Source organism: Curtobacterium sp. BNK-1 (assembly GCF_048685235.1).
GTDB classification, from domain to species: Bacteria; Pseudomonadota; Gammaproteobacteria; order Enterobacterales; family Enterobacteriaceae; genus Pantoea; species Pantoea agglomerans.
Genome location: NZ_JBLQTJ010000001.1, coordinates 2,289,833 through 2,310,794 on the forward strand (window position 1 = coordinate 2,289,833; position 20,962 = coordinate 2,310,794).

General features: G+C 54.9%; 19 protein-coding genes and 1 tRNA gene. 11 read left to right on the plus strand and 9 right to left on the minus strand.

What is annotated here, in order from left to right; translation table 11 throughout:
• The first annotated feature begins 33 nt into the window (after positions 1 to 33).
• On the plus strand, positions 34 to 579 hold the full coding sequence (locus tag ACMGGP_RS10965; protein WP_033758314.1) for a GNAT family N-acetyltransferase: 546 nt from the start codon (positions 34 to 36) through the stop codon (positions 577 to 579).
• Between the two features lie 79 nt (positions 580 to 658).
• The gene (locus tag ACMGGP_RS10970) at positions 659 to 1,969 is read left to right on the plus strand and encodes an MmgE/PrpD family protein (protein WP_498798432.1); all 1,311 of its coding nucleotides are present in this window, start codon (positions 659 to 661) and stop codon (positions 1,967 to 1,969) included.
• Positions 1,970 to 1,974: 5 nt separating this feature from the next.
• On the opposite strand, the gene ACMGGP_RS10975 is transcribed toward ACMGGP_RS10970, so the two are convergent.
• From ACMGGP_RS10975 to ACMGGP_RS10990, 4 genes are read right to left on the minus strand one after another with little or no spacing between them, the layout of a single operon-like run.
• A complete protein-coding gene (locus ACMGGP_RS10975; RefSeq protein ID WP_498798433.1) occupies positions 1,975 to 4,260 on the minus strand; it encodes a molybdopterin-dependent oxidoreductase in 2,286 nt (761 codons plus the stop codon).
• Positions 4,261 to 4,293: 33 nt separating this feature from the next.
• Positions 4,294 to 5,055: an amino acid ABC transporter ATP-binding protein gene (locus tag ACMGGP_RS10980; RefSeq protein ID WP_010670928.1), complete on the minus strand. Its 762-nt coding sequence runs from the start codon at positions 5,053 to 5,055 to the stop codon at positions 4,294 to 4,296.
• Positions 5,048 to 5,971: an amino acid ABC transporter permease gene (locus ACMGGP_RS10985; protein WP_010247951.1), complete on the minus strand. Its 924-nt coding sequence runs from the start codon at positions 5,969 to 5,971 to the stop codon at positions 5,048 to 5,050. The genes ACMGGP_RS10980 and ACMGGP_RS10985 overlap by 8 nt, the downstream gene beginning before the upstream one ends.
• Positions 5,968 to 6,846, minus strand: coding sequence for an ABC transporter substrate-binding protein (locus tag ACMGGP_RS10990; protein ID WP_154210390.1), 879 nt, complete (start codon positions 6,844 to 6,846; stop codon positions 5,968 to 5,970). Before ACMGGP_RS10990 ends, ACMGGP_RS10985 begins: the two co-directional genes overlap by 4 nt.
• 713 nt (positions 6,847 to 7,559) lie before the next feature.
• Here ACMGGP_RS10990 and ACMGGP_RS10995 point away from each other — a divergent pair.
• A complete protein-coding gene (locus tag ACMGGP_RS10995) occupies positions 7,560 to 9,482 on the plus strand; it encodes a methyl-accepting chemotaxis protein (RefSeq protein WP_010670929.1) in 1,923 nt (640 codons plus the stop codon).
• Positions 9,483 to 9,914: 432 nt separating this feature from the next.
• Here ACMGGP_RS10995 and ACMGGP_RS11000 read toward each other — a convergent pair whose 3' ends face one another.
• Positions 9,915 to 10,175, minus strand: coding sequence for a hypothetical protein (locus ACMGGP_RS11000; RefSeq protein WP_010247965.1), 261 nt, complete (start codon positions 10,173 to 10,175; stop codon positions 9,915 to 9,917).
• A gap of 13 nt (positions 10,176 to 10,188) precedes the next feature.
• On the minus strand, positions 10,189 to 10,593 hold the full coding sequence (locus ACMGGP_RS11005) for a hypothetical protein (protein WP_187495721.1): 405 nt from the start codon (positions 10,591 to 10,593) through the stop codon (positions 10,189 to 10,191).
• Here ACMGGP_RS11005 and ACMGGP_RS11010 point away from each other — a divergent pair.
• Positions 10,583 to 11,281 (plus strand): RluA family pseudouridine synthase, encoded by a 699-nt coding sequence (locus ACMGGP_RS11010; RefSeq protein WP_158149196.1) that lies wholly within the window; start codon positions 10,583 to 10,585, stop codon positions 11,279 to 11,281. The genes ACMGGP_RS11005 and ACMGGP_RS11010 overlap by 11 nt on opposite strands.
• A gap of 16 nt (positions 11,282 to 11,297) precedes the next feature.
• Here ACMGGP_RS11010 and ACMGGP_RS11015 read toward each other — a convergent pair whose 3' ends face one another.
• Positions 11,298 to 11,837 (minus strand): DUF2058 domain-containing protein, encoded by a 540-nt coding sequence (locus tag ACMGGP_RS11015; protein WP_010247968.1) that lies wholly within the window; start codon positions 11,835 to 11,837, stop codon positions 11,298 to 11,300.
• A gap of 151 nt (positions 11,838 to 11,988) precedes the next feature.
• Between ACMGGP_RS11015 and ACMGGP_RS11020 the strand changes: the two genes are divergently transcribed.
• The 3 genes from ACMGGP_RS11020 to ACMGGP_RS11030 all read left to right on the plus strand — a co-directional run bounded on the left by ACMGGP_RS11020 (position 11,989) and on the right by ACMGGP_RS11030 (position 14,930).
• Positions 11,989 to 12,621, plus strand: a complete 633-nt coding sequence (locus ACMGGP_RS11020; protein WP_010670932.1) for a TetR/AcrR family transcriptional regulator — start codon at positions 11,989 to 11,991, stop codon at positions 12,619 to 12,621.
• Between the two features lie 83 nt (positions 12,622 to 12,704).
• The gene (locus tag ACMGGP_RS11025; RefSeq protein ID WP_010247972.1) at positions 12,705 to 14,087 is read left to right on the plus strand and encodes a D-arabinono-1,4-lactone oxidase; all 1,383 of its coding nucleotides are present in this window, start codon (positions 12,705 to 12,707) and stop codon (positions 14,085 to 14,087) included.
• Positions 14,088 to 14,099: 12 nt separating this feature from the next.
• Positions 14,100 to 14,930: a glycosyltransferase family 8 protein gene (locus ACMGGP_RS11030; protein ID WP_418796595.1), complete on the plus strand. Its 831-nt coding sequence runs from the start codon at positions 14,100 to 14,102 to the stop codon at positions 14,928 to 14,930.
• Between the two features lie 90 nt (positions 14,931 to 15,020).
• Here ACMGGP_RS11030 and ACMGGP_RS11035 read toward each other — a convergent pair whose 3' ends face one another.
• Positions 15,021 to 16,142 (minus strand): Gfo/Idh/MocA family protein, encoded by a 1,122-nt coding sequence (locus tag ACMGGP_RS11035; protein ID WP_010247976.1) that lies wholly within the window; start codon positions 16,140 to 16,142, stop codon positions 15,021 to 15,023.
• A 333-nt stretch (positions 16,143 to 16,475) separates the two neighbouring features.
• On the opposite strand from ACMGGP_RS11035, the gene ACMGGP_RS11040 reads away from it, so the two are divergent.
• The 4 genes from ACMGGP_RS11040 (at position 16,476) to ACMGGP_RS11055 (ending at position 18,571) form a co-directional block, all read left to right on the plus strand.
• A tRNA-Asn gene (locus tag ACMGGP_RS11040) sits at positions 16,476 to 16,551 on the plus strand.
• Positions 16,552 to 16,920: 369 nt separating this feature from the next.
• Positions 16,921 to 17,256, plus strand: coding sequence for a helix-turn-helix transcriptional regulator (locus tag ACMGGP_RS11045; protein WP_124890101.1), 336 nt, complete (start codon positions 16,921 to 16,923; stop codon positions 17,254 to 17,256).
• Complete coding sequence (locus ACMGGP_RS11050) at positions 17,241 to 17,552, plus strand: HipA N-terminal domain-containing protein (RefSeq protein WP_124890102.1); 312 nt, start codon at positions 17,241 to 17,243, stop codon at positions 17,550 to 17,552. The genes ACMGGP_RS11045 and ACMGGP_RS11050 overlap by 16 nt, the downstream gene beginning before the upstream one ends.
• On the plus strand, positions 17,549 to 18,571 hold the full coding sequence (locus tag ACMGGP_RS11055) for a type II toxin-antitoxin system HipA family toxin (RefSeq protein ID WP_498798434.1): 1,023 nt from the start codon (positions 17,549 to 17,551) through the stop codon (positions 18,569 to 18,571). The genes ACMGGP_RS11050 and ACMGGP_RS11055 overlap by 4 nt, the downstream gene beginning before the upstream one ends.
• Positions 18,572 to 18,696: 125 nt before the next feature.
• Here the strand turns inward: ACMGGP_RS11055 and katG are convergent, their stop codons facing one another.
• A complete protein-coding gene (gene katG / locus ACMGGP_RS11060) occupies positions 18,697 to 20,916 on the minus strand; it encodes a catalase/peroxidase HPI (RefSeq protein ID WP_498798435.1) in 2,220 nt (739 codons plus the stop codon).
• Between the last annotated feature and the right edge of the window lie 46 nt (positions 20,917 to 20,962).

Here is a 20,962-nt window from a genome sequence, read left to right on the forward strand (position 1 = left end):
AACTGCCTGCCTGGCAGTTTTCCGGGAAATATTATGCAACTCGATTTTCGTCAGGTCAGAGAAGATGAGGTAGATGTTTATCTGGCGCTGATGCATGCCGCCTATGCACCCGTTAAAGCACTGGGCATTAAATTTGATGCCGCCACGGCTGACCGCGCTACAGCATTACGCCATCTGCAGAATCATGGCGTGTATGCGCTCTACATGCGTGACCAGATGGTTTCATCAGTGACCGTTCGCTATCCCTGGGGGCCGCTGCCCGGCCCGTTTGGGCTGCCGCATATCGGCTGGTTTGGCGCGCATCCCGACTATCCCGGCCACCATTTTGGTCGCCAGGTTCAGGATCGGTTAGAGCAGGAAATCCTGATCGATCAGTTGCATGCCCCTGCGGTCTCGCTGGGCACCGCCACCCATCACCCCTGGCTGAAAGAGATGTATCTGAAACGTGGCTTCCAGCCGATGCATACCCGCGATCTCGGTAAAGGTCACATCACCCTCTATATGAAAAAAGTACTGGACCCGGCGGCACATGATGCCTGGCTGAGCCGCCAGACAGCAGCAGAAGGAAACCCGCTATGAGCAGCGATAATCCCGCATCACTGGGCGAACAGCCGATCGCGTTTCGCCACGAACTACACCGTTTTCCGGAGCGACCGCAATGAACCTGAGCGTAATGCTGGCTGAACATATCCTTTATGGTCAGCCGGATGAGTCAGCGCACCAGCACGCGCGTGAAGGTGTGCGGGACTTCCTGGCGGTGAGCTGGCCGGTGTTACAGGGCGAGGTGCCGGATAGCGGCTTACCGGCACTGCGCACAATCTACCGCGACGGCAGCGTGCGCTCGCAGGCGCTGCTGCTGGGCTATGCCGGACATGCGCTGGACTACGATGATTTTCATGCCGATTTTCGCGGTCACCCCAGCGTAGTGATCCTGCCCGCCCTGCTCGCCTGGCAGCAATATCAGCCAAAGCGCCTGAACCGTTTTCTGGATGCTTACGTCACAGGTGTGGAAATGGCTGGTCGTCTGGGACTGGCTGTCAGCCAGCAACATTACGCGCTGGGCTATCACAACACGGCAACGCTGGGCACCCTGGCAGCGGCGGCGGCACTGGCGCGTTTGCTGGCGCTGGAGAGTGATGCAACCGCGACCCTGCTGGGGATCGCTGCCACCCAGGCCAGCGGGCTACGCGCACAGTTTGGTTCGGCGGTGAAACCACTGCACGCTGGTTTTGCCGCAGAACGTGCGGTGTCAGCGGCTCTGCTGACACTGGCCGGAATAGATGGCCGTCAGGCGGGTGTGATTGAGGCTTTTCTGGCAGCCAGCAGTTCGGGTCAGGCGCAGCCGGAGAAATTGCTGGAAAACTGGGGCCGCCCCTGGCGGATTAGCGCGCCCGGACTGGAGTTCAAACCTTTCCCAACCTGCGCGGGTACCCACAGCGCAGCGGAAGCGGCACAAATGCTGCGCCAGCAGTGGCTGGCAGCCGGCAAACCTCTTGATGCGCTGCTGAGCCAGATTGTCGATATCACCGTCGCCTTCCCGCCAGGCGGTGACATCGCCGCTTCCATATCCGTTCCGACGCACGGCATTGAAGCGCGTTTCAGCCTGGAATATGTGATTGCTGCGATGCTGATCTACGGCGATCTGCGTTTGCAGGATTTCGCCGAAGGCGATCTCAATCATCAGATTATGCCGCTGGCCGCCCGCGTCCGTCGTACTCCCGATAACAGCGCGCCGCCCGATGCGATCAATCCCGCCCTGCGCTTCCATGACGTCACGCTGACGCTGAGTGATAGCACAAAGCTGCATCAGCGCCGCACGCGCCAGCAGTCACTGGCAGAGAGTGTGGATGTAAACAGGAAACTGCTGCTGGCGCTGAAGGCGTCGTCGCCCGGTCTGCTGGCAGCCAGTGAGCTGCGTTCAACGGCAGATTTGCAGGCGCTGGGGCGCGCAGTGCTGAGCGCCCTGTAACCGACTCATAACGGGGGAATAAAGGCCTGCACCGGCGTGACTTCCCCGGCAAATTTACGCACCTGCACCACCGTAATCTGCCCGCTACATCCCTGCGCCAGAGATGACGTCCCGATATCCAGCGTCAGCACATTGGGATTACCGTGACGACAAAGCGGACGGGCGGCAGTGGCGTCGACCGGATCGTACCAGGCACCGGTTGGCAGCTGTACCACGCCAGGCATAACCGTGTCGGTGAGACGTGCGCTGGCGAGCACATGGCCCCGATCGTTACAAAGCTCAATGATGTCGCCATCCGCGATAGCCCGGGCTGCCGCATCCTCGCTGTTGAGGCTGCAGACTTCACGCCCGCCACGCTTGCCACTCTGACTGAAATCACCAAAATCGAGCTGACTGTGCAGGCGCGTCGCGGGCTGATTGGCAATCAGCCAGAATGGGTAGTCGGCGCTGGGTTTTTGCTGTGGTTCACGCCATACCGGATGGCCGGGACAGTTGTCATAACCAAAGCTGGCGATAGTGGCGGAGAAGATCTCAATTTTGCCGCCTGCTGTGGGCAGCGGTGCAGCATCAGGGTCTGCGCGAAACGCATTGATCATCCGTCCACCATCCTTCACCTGCGGCAACGCCAGGATGCCCTGCTGCCAGAACTGATTGAAATCCGGTGTCTGCACCTGATGCGCCGCCAGTTTTTCCTGTAGCTGATGGTAAAGATGCTGCAACCAGCCTCGCGCATCGCGCCCTTCGCTAAACGCTTCCTCCCGGCCAAGTTGCCGGGCCAGATCACGGAAAATCGTGTAATCGTCCCTGGCTTCGGCGTAAGGCTGTGCCACTGGCTGCATGGCGATTAAATGGCGATCGGTCGGCGCACCGCCGATATCCTCTCGCTCCAGGGTCATGGTGGCGGGCAGGACGATATCAGCATGACGCGCACTGGCGGTCCAGACGCTCTCATGCACGATGAACGTATCCAGCTGGCAAAACGCCTGACGCAGCCGGGCCAGATCCTGATGGTGGTGAAACGGATTGCCGCCCGCCCAGTAAGCCAGCCGGATATGAGGATAAGTAAGCTGACGGCCATTGTAGTCAAACCTGGTGCCAGGATTGAGCAGCATATCGGCAATACGGGCTACCGGAATAAAGCGGTCGATACCATTTTTACCCTGCGGCAGGGACGGAAAACTGACCAGATTGTGATGTTTGCCATAATGGCCCAGCGCACCCAGTGCATAGGTATAGCCGCCGCCGGGCAGCCCGGGCTGTCCGAGTGCCGCCGCCAGCACCAGGCCAAGCCACACCGGTTGTTCGCCATGCTCGGCGCGTTGTAAGGCATGGGCGACCGTAACCAGTACGCGCTTGCCGTGCAGCTGTCGGGCGAACTGCCTGATCAGGTCGCTGCTGACGCCACAGATCGCGGCCGCCCACGGCGCGTCACGCACCACGCCATCCTCTTCACCCCGGATGTAGGCCACCATCTGAGGCCAGCCGACACAGTAGCGCGCCAGAAATGCCTCATCGGTTAACCCTTCGGTGATTAATACCGCCAGCAGGCCGAGTATAAACGCCGCATCCGTTCCGGGTCGCAGCGCCAGCCACTCACCCTGTGCTTCCTCTGGCAAATCGCTTTTCAGTGGGCTTACCGAGATAAAACGGGTGCCGCGCTGTGCCGCACGCTGCATAAAACCGCGCTCGGTATGCTCACTCAGGCCGCCGCTGGCCACCTGGGCATTTTTCAGCGCCAGCCCGCCAAACGCCAGCACCACCTCGCTGTGACCGGCAATCTCTTCCCAGCTCACGCCACGCCGGGCGACTTCATTCATGTCGCCCACAATATGCGGCAGCAAAACCGATGCCGCGCCGGAGCTATAGCTGTTAACTGAGCGAACATAGCCGCCCAGCGTGGTGTTCAGGAAACGGTGCACCTGACTTTGGGCGTGATGGAAACGGCCTGCGCTTGACCAGCCGTAAGATCCGCCAAAAATCCCCGCCGGGCCGTAAGCTTCACCGACCCGCTTAAGCTCCTGTGCAACCCGATGACTGGCTTCCTCCCAGCTAACCGCGACATATTCATCTGCCCCGCGACGCCGATCCGGGCCAGGCCCGTTTTCCAGCCAGCCACGCCGTATCATCGGCCGTGCGACGCGTGCCGGGTGATTAAGTGCATGACGGAAGTTTTGCAACAGCGGACTGGGGTCGGGATCGCCCCCGAACGGCTCAATAAGCAGTTGATCGCCGCTGCGCTCAGCGTGAAAAGCGCCCCAGTGGGCGCTGTGCATTACCGGTTTTTGCGTCATCCTGCTTCCTGGTTATCACAAAAGAAACGGTGCTCAGAGCACCGTTGCGATAAAGTTTCTGACGCGTCCGTTGTCCGGATCGTCGAGTACCTGCTGCGTCGGGCCAGCCGCTACAATTTTGCCGCTCTCCATAAAGACGATGTTATCGGCGACCTCGCGGGCAAATCCGATTTCATGGGTGACAACCACCATGGTGATACCGGAATGCGCCAGCTGTTTAATGACCTGCAGCACTTCACCCACCAGTTCCGGGTCAAGCGCCGAGGTCGGTTCATCAAACAACATAACGCCAGGATCCATCGCCAGTGCGCGGGCAATCGCAACGCGCTGCTGCTGACCACCGGAAAGGTTTTGCGGCCACTCATCTTCGCGACCAGACAGCCCCACCTGTTTCAGCAGCGCCAGTGCTTTGCTGGTCGCCTGATGGCGACTCTGCTTTTTCACCCGCATCGGCGCATCCGTGATGTTCTGCAGCACGGTACGGTGCGGGAACAGGTTAAATTGCTGAAACACCATGCCGATTTCCGCCCGCTGGCGTGCAATGGCACTGCTGTTGAGTTCGTGCAGCGCCTGGCCTTTTTGTCGGTATCCCACCATCTGGCCGCCGATACGGATGGTGCCACCATCCAGCTTCTCAAGGTGATTAATGCAGCGCAGCAGCGTGGATTTACCGGAGCCGGATGGCCCCAGAATCACCGTGACCGACCCGGCAGGTATATCCAGGTTAACGTCGTCGAGGATGGTTACGCCAGAGAAGCGCTTAGTGACCCTGCGCAGTGCAATTGCTTCAGCCATTGCTCACACTCCTTTGGGTTTTCGGCAGCGAAAAGCGCGGCAACGACGGCCAGAGGCTGCGCTTTTCACGTCGCGTGACACCGCGGCCAAAATAACGCTCCACGTAATACTGGCCCACCGACAGCACTGAGGTCATCAGCAGATACCACAGGGTGGCGACCAGCAGCAGCGGGATCACTTCATAGGTGCGCTGATAGATAATCTGCGCCGAAAACAGCACATCCTGCAGAGAAATCACTGACACCACTGCCGTGGTTTTCAACTGGCCAATGATCTCGTTACCCGCTGGCGGCATAATGGCGCGCATCGCCTGCGGTAAAACGGTATGACGGAAAATCTGAGCCGGGCGATATCCAAGCGCGCGTGCCGCTTCAATCTGCCCATTACCCACGCTCTGGATACCCGCGCGCACAATTTCTGCGGCATAGGCGGACTGATGCATGACCAGCGCGATCACTGCCGCACTAAACGGGCTGACCAGCGCGTTGGACTGTGCACTCCAGATCTCACCTAAACCGGGAATTGACAGCGCTATTCTGGGATAGAGCGCCGCGATGTTGTACCAGAGAAACAGCTGCACCAGCATCGGCACGCCACGGAAAAACCAGGTGTAGGCCCAGCTCACCGCAACCAGAACCGGATTTGATGAGAGACGCATCAGCGCCAGCACCGTGCCGAAGGCAAAGCCCAGCACCACTGAAATGGCGGTGAGCTGCAGCGTCATTAACACCCCCTGCAGAATGGAGGGCGCAGTGAAGTTTTCTGCGATGATCCCCCACTCAAAGCGCGGATTGTTAATCATCGAATGTGCCATCGCCACCACGCACAACAGCACCACCAGCGCACTCAGCCAGCGTCCGTAGTAGCGTTTACTGACGATTTTCAGATCGTCAGTGTGGTTCTGAATCTCACTCATTTAAAAATCTCTTCGTTGCGTCGGGCTTCGGTCACAGCACCAAATCCGATTCCCCAGTTATCGAGGATTTTCCGGTAGCTGCCATCTTTGATTAATGAGTTCAGCGCGGCCTGCACGGCAGGTTCAAGTGGAGAGGCTTTTGGGAAAGCGACAGAGACCGGTGCATCGTTAACGGTGATTTCGCCGCTCATTGTCAGCGGTTTGATTACCTTAACCTGCCACAGCAGCCCCTCATAGGGACCCAGGAACAGCGGTACGCGACCGCTGACCACCGCCTGCACGCCAGCCGGACGATCCGGGAATATCGCTACCTTGATGGGCTGTTTACCTGCGGCCTCACAGTCTTTACTGGCTTCTTCCAGCCGCGTAACCTGGGTGGTACCGGAACCGGCGCCGACTTCTTTGCCGCAGACGTCACTGAGTGATTTAAACGGGGCGATACTGGCGTCTTTTCGGGAAATAATTCCCAGCAGGCTGGCGTTGTAGTAGCCGACAAAGTCGATCTGTTTCAGGCGGGTCGGTGTGGCATTTATGTTCGACAGCGCCACATCGTAACGTCCGGTTTTCAGACCGGGAATGATGTTGTCGAAGCCGCCCGTGTCGCGCCACTCTACCGCGATACCCAGACGTTCACCCACCGCATTCATGATGTCGATTTCGCGACCGGCCAGCGTCTTATTATCTTCTTTATAAAAGGTAGTTGGCGGCGTATTCGGGTTTGTTCCTGCCACAATGTAGCCACGCTTGAGGATATCCGCAGGAATCAGCGTTTTCAGCGCCGGATCGGCTTTAACATGTATGCTGCTGTCAGCAGGCACTGAGGGTTCTGCCGCAAAGCTGACGGATGCGTTGAGCACGAGTGTGAAAAGGGTCATTCTTTTTATCAATTTCACCGGAACCTTTCTCCTGATATTTAAAATGTTCCCCCAGAGGGAAAAGCGATCGTGACCTGTTGTCAGCGCTGAAAGAAAGCCAGATAAGCGGCGGGCTCCAGAGCTTTTATCATCCTCGTAACGTTCTGTTGTCATTCTCAGTGAAGACCGGCGGCGATCACAAATGCTAAAACCGGGAATATTTTGCTGGAATATGGCAATGGCGCGCGTTGCGAGGCTGTTGAACAGGCGCTGGCATCCTGTGACCGAAGAGATGAGCCGTTTGGTAAGGATTGGCGAGGCGAGAAAACGTCATACTGCGGTTAATTAATTGGCACAGCCAGGCTCTGATGATTAATAAAAATATAATTTCATTGATAAGTATTTATTGAAAAATCATCCCTCTGCGCCTGACCGATTCTTTTATCCGGGACTTATTTGATCAAAATCAATAACTATTTATTCAGGTAATGTAAAGACTGCGGCAGGCACGGGAACCATAATTTTAATCAACATTATCAATACATTACGCGAAGTAAATCAAAGATTAGCAGGCAGATAGTTTCCCTTGAGAATAATGAAAGCCTCATTAATCAGATCATTGATTAAGCATAAATAATATTAAAGCTTCGTCTGGCACTGACGATAAGAAGATCATCTTTGAATTATTTAACAGCCTCTTCTCTGCTTCTGATATCTCACTAAAGGTGAACCTTATGGGCCTTGCTCAACGCATCTCCGATATTAAAATTGGGAAAAAACTGGGCGTCGGTTTTATCGTCGTCATTGCTGCCTCCCTCGCCATTACTTTTATCGCTTTCGATTGTTTTCGCAGTATTAAAGACAACTCCGCCCGGCGCACGATTACCGTGGAGATGGTAAACACGTTAAGCAAGGCACGCCTTAACCGCACCCTCTACCAGTACACCAAAGATCCCAAATTTGCCACGCAGAACGTTCAGGCCCTGAAGGAGTTAGATGCCCTTTATAAACGGCTGGATGGATTCAAATGGGATGAGATGGGCCAGCAGAAAGTCGCGCTGATGGGGCAGTTACTTAACGATTATCAGAATCAGCGCCAGACATTCGTGACTGCTGCGCAGGCGACAAGCAGCGCCTTTGATGCCATTAAACCGGGTGCCCTGATTGCGCTTGCGCATCAGTTTGAATCACTCGATATGGCTCTGACACCCGACGCGGCGCTGCCGGTCATGCACCTGGCCGCAGCGCTGTTTGATGCGGCCAATGTTGAAAAAGCGTTTCTCGATAAGCCGTCTGAGGCCAGCAGAGAGGCGATTCTTGAAGAATACACCGCTATCAACACCCTGAGCGAGCAACTGGATATTTTCGCCCAGCCGAATATTAATGACGTAACGCGAAATGTGCTCAGCACTCTGACGCAGCAACGCCAGGCTTTAACGCGCTATGTCGATGCGACAGAGAAAGAAAAGAGCGAATCGGCGGGCCTGACCACCACCGCAGAGCGGCTCAATGCGGCGGTCTCCGATACCTTTGCCTATCAGTCCCAGCTATCCTCTGAATTTATCAAACAGGCGGAGTGGCGCATTGCTTTTGCCGCGCTGATTTGTGTGGTGCTGAGTCTGCTGATTGCCTGGCGGATCACCCGCAACATTACGCTGCCATTGAAAGAGACGCTGAACGCAGCGCAACGTATTGCCAGCGGTGATTTAACAACCTCACTGAAAACCACACGTGGTGATGAGTTAGGTCAGCTGATGCAGGCGGTAGATGCAATGAACATCAGCCTGCAGAACATCATCACCAACGTGCGTGATGGCGTCAGCAGCGTGGCGCGTGCCTCGGCGGAAATCGCGGCAGGTAATACCGATCTTTCATCCCGCACAGAACAGCAGTCTGCCGCAGTGGTTCAGACCGCGGCCAGCATGGAAGAGCTCTCTTCAACGGTGAAACAGAATGCGGAGAACGCTCACCATGCGAGTCAGCTGGCGACAGACGCGTCAGTGAATGCCGGACGTGGTGGCGAGATTATCCGTGACGTTATCGAAACCATGAACAACATCAGCCAGAGTTCGGGCAAAATCGGCGAGATCATTCACGTCATCAACAGCATCTCTTTCCAGACCAATATCCTGGCCCTTAACGCCGCAGTCGAAGCGGCACGAGCCGGAGAGCAGGGCCGCGGATTTGCGGTGGTTGCCGGTGAAGTCAGAAATCTGGCCCAGCGCAGTTCACTGGCCGCCAAAGAGATTGAAACGCTGATACGCGAGTCACTTGATCGGGTTCATGATGGTTCTGAGTTTGTGGAACGCGCCGGTACCACCATGGATGACATCGTCCGCTCTGTCAGTCAGGTTAAAGATATTATGGGTGAGATTGCTGCCGCCTCTGACGAGCAAAACCGCGGCATTTCTCAGATCGCCACGGCAATGGCCGAGATGGATACCACGACGCAACAGAACGCCGCGCTGGTTGAAGAGTCTTCCGCCGCAGCCAGCTCACTGGAATCTCAGGCAGATGAACTGGAAAAAACAGTGGCCGTATTCCGTCTCTCTCCCGGACAAAGCAGCGTCAGCCGGGGCGCACCTGCCCTGTCGCCGCGTTTAGTGCCCGCAGTGCCCGTTAATGCATCAGCAGACTCAAGCTGGGAAAGCTTTTAACGGTTAGCGAAGCGTTAATTCTGTCTGACCGTAAATAGAGCCAGCCTTAATTGATTGAGGCTGGCTGAAATAACAGCCCTTTTCAGACAAATAAGTGATCTGATTAATCAGAAGATAATAAGCCGCAGCGGTTAACGCGGGAATGACAGGGTCAGGCGGGCATCCGTAAATTGAGGGAAGATAATATTATCGGCCACGACAGCTGAAACAAGCTGGCCCGAACCTGATGATTCCGGTTTATATCCCGGCTGGCTTTGAAATGAGGGTAGATAACAATCGCGATCGGTCTGTACAGAAAGCGATGGAGAGAGAGTTGTCGTCCCTGACAGCTTCTCCGGCCGGTATACGCTTTCGCGCAACCGATGAGGTCGTCCGCTTCGTCGTTTTCCGGCCGGAGCCGGACTACGTCCATTGGCATCAGTTCCGTTACTGCTAGTTCAGCTCTTCGTTCAGGCTTGCAAGCGTCTGCAGGTACGGCACCTGCTGTTGAGCAATCGCCGGTGACTCAAAACTACTCAGCCAGCTTCTGGCTTCGGCGATTTTCGTCAGCCGATCCGCGTTGCTTTCAGATTTCGCCATATAACCCAGTTGGGTAAAGAGTGTTGCGATACTGATTTCTTTTTCACCCAGGGCAAGGCTTAGTGCCGCTTCGCCAATAATGACGTGGCCTTTCTCGTCGTTTTGAAATAACACAGAAAATCCTCCATTAGATACGAATTGATGACAACCTCACCAGAGACTGTAGTCGTAAAAGAGAGAACTGCCCGAATTTATCACTAAAAATCGCGCAACTTGCTGAACAAATGTTCTTAATGTTTTTTTCCGGATTGTTCTGTTTGTCTCTGCCGCCCTTCCTGTCAGACTTGCTTTTAAATTCACGATGGGATGTCACCATGAAACTTTCCATTCTCCTTACGCTGCTGGCTGCAACGGTCTGCTCCGTTTTTGCTGCCCATGGCAAATTTGAAACGCAGCAGGCTGGCCAGTCACTCTTCACGCAAAGCGGGGAAACGATCAGCGAAGAATAATGGCTGCGCGCGGCATCGTCAGTGACCGGCCAATCGGTTATGATCCGTTGCCATTTACCTGCCGGTTGCCCGATGTCTGCCATTATCGATACGTTTATCGCCCCGCCCTGCTTTGATGAGATAACCCTTCTCTTTCAGGACGACCATCTCCTGGTGATCAATAAACCCAGCGGTTTGCTGAGCCTGTCAGGCAAAAATCCGCAAAACCTCGATTCGGTGCATCATCGGCTGGTGAAGCTTTTTCCTGGCTGCGCGCTGGTTCATCGGCTCGATTTTGGCACCTCCGGGCTGATGGTCGTCGCACGCAGCAAAACGATTAATGCGGCACTCTGCCAGCAATTCAGCCAGCGCAGCGTGCGTAAAGCTTATCAGGCGCTGCTGTGCGGGCACCTTGCCGATGACGAAGGCGTCATTGATGCCGCGATAGCGAAAGATCCGGCGCAGTTTCCCCGGATGGTGATTTGCCCGATCCAGGGGAAACCTGCGCGCTCACGCTACCGGGTCATAGAACGCGGTTATTATCAGGAAAAAAAGGGAAAGGGATTGCCAGTCACGCGGGTTGAACTGATGCCGGAAACCGGGCGCACCCATCAGCTGCGCATTCACTGTCAGCAGCTGGGGCACCCGATTCTGGGCTGTGATCTCTACGGCGGGCTTTTGCTGCCTGGCGCGGAGCAGGCAGAGAGACTGATGCTGCACGCCAGCGGATTGACGTTTGTTCATCCTGTCAGCGGCAGCACGCTGCAACTCTCTGCCGACAGCCCGTTCTGAATGCGTCAGCGCGCTGTTACCACATCAAATCATCGGGAACTTTGAAATCAGCATAAGGATCATCTTCGTCCTGTGCTTCTTCGCTTAATGCACTGTTTAATACGATGGCACTGGCATCACGCTGCGCAATTTTATCCGCTACGCTGGCCGGGATGATGGCGTACTGGCTCTCGCCATTATTGTCAGCTGCCAGGCGGGCAATGGCGAGACGCCCATTGATCAACTGAGTCTGCGTCAGCTTATCAACCATAATCTTTTTGATCAGGTTATTGTCGGTGAAGTTGAAGCTGATGTTGCCTCTTGCCACGTCAATTTTGTTCATTTCGATCAGCTGTTTGACCTGCGCTTTGTACTCTTTAGACAGCACAGCCAGTTTCTGCTGCTCGTTCAGCTGCTTATCCCGCTCAAGCTGCGCTTTTTTGTTATCTTCCACCGCCGCTCTGGCTTCGCGTGCCTGAACCCTGGATTTCTTCGCTGTCCGCTGAACCTTGTCCATTTTTTTGCTGGATACTAATCCCGCTTTCAGCATCTGCTCTTGCAAGGTGAGTTTTGTCATTGTCGTCTCTGAACCTGTGAAATAATGTCCGGGATTATACCTGTAATCGTCCGGGCTGTACCAGGTTGCCGCACCTGCCGCGCCCGCGATTGCGGGCAGCCTCTCAACACTGTGCTAACATCCCCCGGTCAAAATCACCTTATTGAGCACCATGTCAGAGCTAACAAAACGTAAAAATGACCCTGAAGGGCTGAAAAAACGCATCATCGCAGGCGCACTGAAAACCTTCGCGGAGTTTGGTATGCAGGGTGCCAGGATGGAGCAGATTGCTGAGCATGCGCAAACCACTAAACGCATGGTGGTCTATCACTTTGGCAGTAAAGAGCAGCTTTATATCCACGTGCTGGAGCAGGTTTATCAGCAGATACGTCAGCACGAAACCGGCCTGAACCTGGCGGCGATGGAGCCGGAACTGGCCATGACCCGCCTTGTGGAAGCCAGTTTTGATTACCATGTCGAGCATCCCGATTTTATCCGGCTGGTCTGCAGTGAGAACCTGTTGCGCGGGCGCTACATTACCCAGTCGCCGCAGATTAAAGCCCTTAACCGCAGCGCGCTGGATCTGCTGGATGACATTCTGGCACGCGGTCAGCAACAGGGCGTGTTCACTGCCGATGTGCAGACCATCGATGTCCATCGCCTGATCAGCAGTATCTGCGTTCATCACGTCTCAAACCGCTACACCTTCAACGCCCTTTTCAGCCCGGACAACAGCGAAGCAGAGAGTATCCGCCGCAATCGTCAGCTGGCTGTAACCGCAACGTTACGCTATATCCGCAAATAATTGCCCGCAGGCCGGGCTGCGCTTAGCCATAGTCTACGCTTACTGATACTTGTCACTAAAATGCAATAATAAGGAATGCTGTTGTGAGCAGAGATGCACGCCTCTATCCGCTTCGTCAGACCCATGTTGAACCCGATGATGATGCGCTGTGGAACTGGGCGCAGAACGCGCAAATCGGCAGCCGTCACCAGGTTCAGCGTCCCGCCAGTGAAGCGGAATTACAGAGACTTATCCGGGAGTCACACGGCCAGATTCGGGTGATCGGCAGCAAGCTGTCGCCTGGTCGTATGCTGCATGTCAGTGATGACGATGTGCTGCTCGATCTCAGCGCCCTGAGCGGCCAGCTTGCCAGTGATGAACAGAGCGTGACCTTTGGTGGCGCGACCCCGCTTGAGCAGGTCTATCGCAGACTGACCGAAATGAACCGCATGCTGGCTTCATCGCCAGGCGTGATTGCGATTCAGACACTGGCGGGCGCGATGGCGACCGGAACGCACGGCCAGGGATTGCAGCAGAGTTCGATTGCCGACGAAGCGCTGGCAATCAGAATGGTGCTGGCCGATGGCAGCGTGCGCGAATTTGTTCGTGGCGACGCTGACTTCCCGGCAGCGCAGGTCTCACTGGGCGCACTAGGCATTGTTACCGCGGTAACCCTGCGTACCCAGCCGTTTAGCATCTTCACCTGCCACAAATATGCCGTCTCTGCCGATACCCTTGAAGAGGATCTGCTGCGCTGGAACAACGACTATCCGCTGAGCAAAGCCTGGTGGTTTGTCGATGACAACCTGATGCACGTCTGGAACGCCCATGAGGCGAGTGACGAAGAGCGTCAGCGCTACGAAGCGCAGGGTCGTCAGGTGGTGGAACATGAGGGCGACGTTGACGAAAGCCTCAACGACACTATCGACCAGACGCTGGCACATATGCACCGCGATACGCAGATTGAGGGCAAAGGGGGAAAACAGTTTCGCACCGTCACCCGTTTTCGTGATTTCACCGATGTTACCGGTGACATTTACCAGCTCTTCTGCCGCGGCATTGCGGTGCCGCAGATCAATGTGGAAATCGGCGTGCCGCTGGCAAAAACCCCGGCCATCATTCGCCGCATCAAGCAGTGGTATGCCGAGAACCGTCCGCATATGCACTACCCGATTATCCTGCGCTGCACCGGTGCATCATCGGCCTGGCTCAGTCCGGCCGCTGACCAGCCAACCTGCTTTTTCGGCTTCGTGGTCTATTACGCCGACGATGGTTCGCTGTCACAGGAAGGACTGCACTTCCTGACTGAAGTGGAAAAACTGCTGGCCGAAGAGGGCGGACGCCCGCACTGGGGCAAATATTACGATGAAGAACGTTACAACTGGCGTGAGATCTATCCGCAGTGGGACGCCTTCCGCGCCCTGCGCAGCCAGCTCGACCCAAATGGCCGACTGGGTAACGACTACATCACGCCACTTTTTGACTGATTGAGGAAAGCTATGTTTGCCTGGGTAACGCTGTTAACTCAACCCGATTATCTGGTGGGCGTGAAAGCGCTGCACCGTTCGCTGCAACAGAGCCAGAGCCAGTGGCCGCTGGTGGTGATGACCACGCCGGCGATTTCAGCGTCTGACTGTCAGATTTTGCAGGATGAGGGCTGTGTGATTAAACCGGTCGAGCCCCTCTATCCGCGCGACGATCTGGATCAGCACTACGCATCGGCGCAGTTCGGCGAAGTCTGGACCAAGCTGCGCGCCTGGCAGCTAACCGATTATGAGCGCGTCGTATTTCTGGATGCCGATATGCTGGTCCTTCAAAACATGGATGAGCTGTTTACCTTGGCTCTGGGCGATAACCCGCTCGCCGCCTGTCACGCCTGCCGCTGTAATCCCAACCAGATTGCCTCTTATCCGGCAGAGTGGCAGCCTGAGCAGTGCCACTATACCTGGCAGGCGCGCGGTGAAAAGGCGCCAGAGAGTGTGGATCTTTACCTGAACGGCGGTTTTCTGGTGCTGAAGCCCGATAATGCGATGTTCGACGCACTGGAAAAGCGTATTGCCGCCATTGATGATCTCAGTAACTATCCCTTCTCCGAGCAGGATCTGCTGAACGAAGTGTTTGCCGATCGCTGGAAGCCGCTCTCTTACATCTACAATGCCTTGAAAACGCTGCCGTTTCAGCACAGCGGTCTCTGGCACGATGAAGAGGTGAAGAACCTGCACTATATTCTGGCAAAACCGTGGAAACGCGATCTCAGCCAGCCCGAGAGTCAGCGCGATCGCTTTTATGCGCTGGATAAATTGTGGTGGGAAAAAAGCGGTCTGATCTGATCGGCTGCGGGCGGGAAGCCAACGTTTCCCGCCCTGCCCGCCAGTGTTAATCAACACATCGGCAATACCCTCTATCCCTCTGATTCTGCCCTATACCTCAATCCAGCGGCGTTGCACTGCTGAGTGAGCAATCGCTTCCAGCACCTTCTGAACCTGCAATCCCTCTGCAAAATCGGGCCACATGCGGTCGCCCGCTGCGATGCCGTTGATCAGGTCGCGAATCTCCACCGTTTTCTGATCGTTAAAGCCGATGCCGTGTCCGGCAGAAACACAGAAATTTGCGTAGTCAGGGTGTGCTGGTCCGGTCAGGATAGTTTTAAATCCCTGACGCCCGGCCGGTTCGTCATGCAGATAAAGCTCCAGCTCCGCCATGCGCTCCTGGGTGTAGCGCAGTGTGCCTTTGGTGCCGGTGACGACGTAAGTCAGTCCCATCTTTGCGCCACAGGCGATGCGTGAGGTTTCAATCACGCCGTGCGCACCGTTATGGAAGCGAAGCAGCGCGCTGGCCTGATCTTCGTTTTCGACCGGTAACTGCCGCGCAGGCTCTTTCGGGTCAGGCCGTGAGGCGATCACCGTCATCATATCGCCGCTGACCTCAGCAATGTCACCAACCAGGTAGTGCGCCATATTAACGATATGCGCCGCCAGATCGCCCAGCGCACCGAGGCCTGCCAGCGCTTTCTGACAGTGCCAGTCGAGCGGCGTTTCCGGTCTGGCGAGATAATCCTCGTTATGGGTGCCGTAGAAATGCACCACGTCGCCTATCTCACCATTGGCAATGATCTCTTTCGCCAGCTGGCTGGTAGGGTTTTTCATATAGTTGAAGCCCACCAGCGTTTTGACTCCGGCCGCATCGGCTGCCGCCACCATCTCCTGCGCATCCGCCACGCTTAATGACAGCGGCTTTTCTGAATAAACGTGTTTGCCGTGGCGTATCGCCTCCAGCGCCATCTCTTTATGCAGGAAGTTGGGGGCGCAGATATCCACGACATCAATCGCCGGGTCGCTGACCAGCGCGCGCCAGTCCCCCGTCGAGCGCGCGAAACCAAAGGTCGCCGCCTGACGGGCGGCCAGCTCGGGGTTCACTTCAGCCAGCATCTCCCGCACGATTTCGCCTTTCAGCGCAAATACGGTGGGAGCCTGCGCATAAGCAATCGCGTGGCAGCGTCCGATATAGCCGCTGCCAATCATGCCGATTCTGACTTTGTTCATTTCAACTCCAGAGATTCAGTTCAGGGTTGAAATGGAATCTACGTTTCGTTTTTATTGCTGACAAAGCCAGAATCCACACTTTGTGACGCCCGTAAAAAACTATCCGGTTAAATCACGCGCCTGGCCGCCTGACAAGGGCTATACAGCGCCATAACACCTCATAAACACCTCAGTTTTACACGTGCCGTTTTGCCGGATGAGTCAGCCGCACAGGCAGCTCTTTCAGTGCTTAAAACGCCATAGTGGCGACTATTTCAGCAGTCGCGCTAATTTATGAAAAAGAGCTTTGACATGGCCCGGCGTGGCCGTTACTATGCGCCCCGTTCAAACGATTCCTCTGTAGTTCAGTCGGTAGAACGGCGGACTGTTAATCCGTATGTCACTGGTTCGAGTCCAGTCAGAGGAGCCAAATTTGAAAAGCCTGCTTAGGAAACTAAGCGGGCTTTTTGCATTTTATACTTCTTATAAAATTTCTGCGTCTTACTCAGTCTGTTTCCTCTTCAAATTCCCCGTTCTTTTCGTTAGTGCCTGATACTTAGACATTCGGTTCCGCCCTCACTTAAAGGTTCATTTCTGACCCCTACATCTCCTACTCTCTTTAACAAATGCATTAATAGTGACTTAAAGTGTCATAAATGACCTTTCATCAGCATATTTCGCATTCTGGCGGTAAGATGAGAAGATGCTGCCGTTAATAGGTTCAAAAATGACCCTATTAGCACTATAGTCGGACCATATCGTTTCAAAAAACGTACTGAGAATGCAAAAAAGGTCAAAAATGAACCTTGATGAGATTAAATCTTCGCTGATAAACCTTTCTGAGTCAGATCGGCGAAAGGTATTGGCGGGGTTCGCTTTGAGTAGAGAAGCCACAACAGAAGCGGACGAACCGGACACCCGATCGGTGCTGAGTGCTCTGACGTTTCCGACACTGCCACAACTACTGGCCAATGAACTCAAACGACAAAACATCACCTATGAAGAGATGGCGATTCAGATTGGTGTATCACTCTCAACATTTAAACGACTGATTGCCAGACCATCTTCTGCAAAGGCAATAAATCTTCACGCCTTACTTAAAGAACTGGGTATAAAAGTATGGCTCGAAAAATAGAGGTGTGGCTTTACAACACGCTGGCAGGGACGCTGAGTGAAGGGCATAACGGTTATACTTTCTGCTACCTGCCTACTTATGTCGGCTGTGCGATATCTCTCAGCATGCCGGTAAGACCTGAGCCCTATTTAAGTGAAGAGCTACATCCCTTCTTTAAAGGTTTAGCGCCGGAAGGCTGGTTGCGAAAACGCTATTCTGAAATTCAAAAAATTGATGATAAAGATCTGTTCGGCTTACTGATGGAAAATGGCAACGATTTGCTTGGGGCAGTCGTCTTTAAAGAGATAACATCATGAATTCAGAACGCTGCCTGATCACATTAAAACGGCTTAAAGAATCTGAGCTAAAAACTGGCTACTCAACAAAAGGCATCCGGCATCTGCTGGGTAGTCTGAATGTGGCTCTTAGCCTGCCGTTTACGCGCAGTCAGTTTATTCAGGAACTCCCTGAACGTCAGAAAGGCATGAGCATTTCAGGCTATCAACCCAAACTGTCGCTTCGCCTGGCAAAGGGAGAACTGGTGGTCGTCAGCAATGATGGCACCTATATCCTGAAACCCTCTCCGGAAGAATACCCACACCTGGCAGAAAACGAGCATGCCACCATGTGCGTTATGCAGCGTCTGAAATTTGACGTCCCCCCGTTCGGGCTAATGCCATTCAGACACGATGAAAATCGGCCAGACGAACTGGCGTTTGTCATTAAAAGGTATGACCGGACAGCGTCAGATTACGCAAGATTACATCAGGAACAGCTGGATGGCGCGATGGGTCTCGGCGATAAATATGGCAGGATTGATAATCATAAAGCCATCAGTTACGAGAAAGCCGCTAAATTCCTGAATACCAGAGTGAACAGCAGTTTAAAGAGTAAACGTGACCTCTTTTTGCGCATCGTGTATGCCTATGTGCTGGGAAACAATGATTTTCATCTGCGCAATATCGGGATTATCCTGCCTCCGCAGGGTTCACCCTGGCTGGCCCCGGTTTATGACTTTATCAGCGTTGTGCCCTCCCCTGCAGCGTTTGGAGAGTATTTAGCTTTGCCCCTGCTGGAACGTGAAGAAAATGATGCAGGAAACGCACCGGGGATCAATTCAGAGTACGGAGAATATCTGGGTGCAGACTTTATCCTGCTTGCCCAGGGTATGGATATTAATCCGACACTGGCACGAAAATGGCTTTCCGAGGTGGTGAGTCATCATCAGCTTATTATCGATACTTATAATGAAAGTCATATGCCTGAATCGCAGCGGGAAGCCGTACTTGACTACGTGGCCCGAAGGATCACGTTACTGGCAGTGACCGAAATTTAAATGATGCCATTAACCTGTTGTACCTGGGTTGTAAAAAGATAGTTAAGCGGTCGAATAACTCACCTGCTCTCATAAAAAAACCCGCTAATATCAGCGGGTTTCAGATTTTACAACGTCAACAGCAATCAGAGTTCAAACCGATCCAGATTCATCACTTTGGTCCAGGCGGCAACAAAGTCTTTGACGAATTTTTCACGGGCGTCGCTGCTGGCGTAGACTTCCGCCGAGGCGCGTAGCACCGCATTGGAGCCAAACACCAGATCGGCGCGCGTGGCGGTGAAACGGGTTTCGCCAGTGACGCGATCCCGTCCAATAAATTTCTCATTGGTCGAATCGGCGGCTTTCCACTCGGTGCGCATATCCAGCAGATTCACGAAGAAGTCTGTGTTCAGCGTCCCTGTGTGGTGCGTGAAGATGCCGTGCTGACTGCCATCAAAGTTAGCACCCAGCGCACGCATTCCGCCAACCAGCACCGTTAACTCCGGCACGGTCAGGGTCAGCTGCTGCGCTTTATCGATCAGCAGATTTTCGGTGGTGGTTTTGCCGAAGCCAGAACCGTAGTTACGGAAACCATCTGCACGCGGTTTCAGCAGATCGAATGACTCGATATCAGTCTGATCCTGACGCGCATCAACACGGCCCGGAGTAAATGGTACGTCAATTTCAACGCCAGCTGCTTTCGCCGCCTGCTCAACGCCGACCACACCCGCCAGCACAATCACATCTGCCAGTGAAGCCTTGTGCGCTTCACGCTGCACCGCTTCCAGCGTCGGCAGCACGCGTGCCGCGACGGCATTGACGTCCCACTCACGCTGCGGCAGCAACGCCAGGCGGGCACCGTTGGCACCACCACGTTTGTCGCCGCCACGGAAGGTTGATGCCGATGCCCAGGCAACCGAAACCAGCTCGCTGACGCTGAGGCCGGTTGCAGCGATTTTCTCTTTCAGCTGCGCGATATCCGCCACGGTTGGATGATAAGCCGGTGCAGGCAGCGGATCCTGCCAGATCAGATCTTCCTGCGGGACTTCAGGTCCGATGTAGCGCGCTTTTGGCCCCATATCACGGTGAGTCAGTTTAAACCAGGCACGGGCAAAGGCTTCGTTGAACGCCTGCGGATCGTTGTGGAAACGACGCGAAATCTTTTCAAACTCCGGGTCAACTCGCAGCGTCAGATCGGTCACCAGCATGGTCGGCTTGTGTTTCATCGCGGCGTCAAACGCATCCGGGATAATATCCGGCGCATCAGCTGCCACGAACTGGATGGCACCGGCCGGGCTGCGCGTCTGAACCCACTCATATTTGAACAGGTTCTCGAAGAAGTAGTTACTCCACTGGGTTGGCGTCTGAGACCAGATTACTTCCAGACCGGAGGTAATCGCATCTGCGCCAACGCCCGTGCCGTGGCTGTTGACCCAGCCCAGGCCCTGCGCCTCAATCGGTGCAGTTTCCGGATCGACACCGACGTGGCTGGCCGGTGCGGCACCGTGGGTTTTACCCAGCGTATGTCCACCAGCAATCAATGCCACGATCTCTTCGTCGTTCATGCCCATGTTGCCGAAAGTGGCGCGAATAGCCGGGGCCGCAGAGGCAGGATCGCCGCTGTGTTCCGGACCTTCCGGGTTGACGTAGATCAGACCCATCTCGGTAGCGCCCAGTGGCGATTGTGCCAGGGATTCCGGGTGACGGTGTTCCAGCCATGCGGCTTCTTCGCCCCAGTTCACATCCATATCCGGTTCCCAGACATCTTCACGTCCGGCACCAAAGCCGAAGGTACGGAATCCGGAGTTTTCCAGCGCGACGTTGCCCGCCAGAATGTAGAGGTCGGCCCAGGAGATTTTCTGACCATATTTCTGTTTAACCGGCCACAGTAAGCGGCGCGCTTTATCCAGACTGACGTTGTCTGGCCAGGAGTTTAGGGGTGCGAAGCGTTGCTGACCACGACCTGAACCACCGCGTCCGTCCACGGAGCGATAGGTTCCGGCGCTGTGCCAGGCCATACGAATAAACAGGCCAATATAGCTGCCCCAGTCAGCGGGCCACCAGGCTTGTGACTCGGTGAGCAACCCTTTGATGTCAGCTTTCAGCGCTGAGTAATCTAATTTGGCAAATTCTTTACGGTAATCGAAGGATTCATCAAGCGGGTTCGAACGGGATGAGTGCTGATTCAGCAGGTCAACCCGGAGTTGATTAGGCCACCAGTCGCGGTTGGTTGTTCCGCCGCCCGGCGCCTGATTTTCCTGAGAAGGCTTACCAGCATGAAAAGGACATTTGCCCTCGGGCGCTTCGCGATCGGCTTCGACAATAGGCTTTGCATCTTTTGCATCTTCATCAATGGAATTGCTCATGGTCACACCTCTTTTTTGTATTTTCATCGCTACTCTATAGAGGATT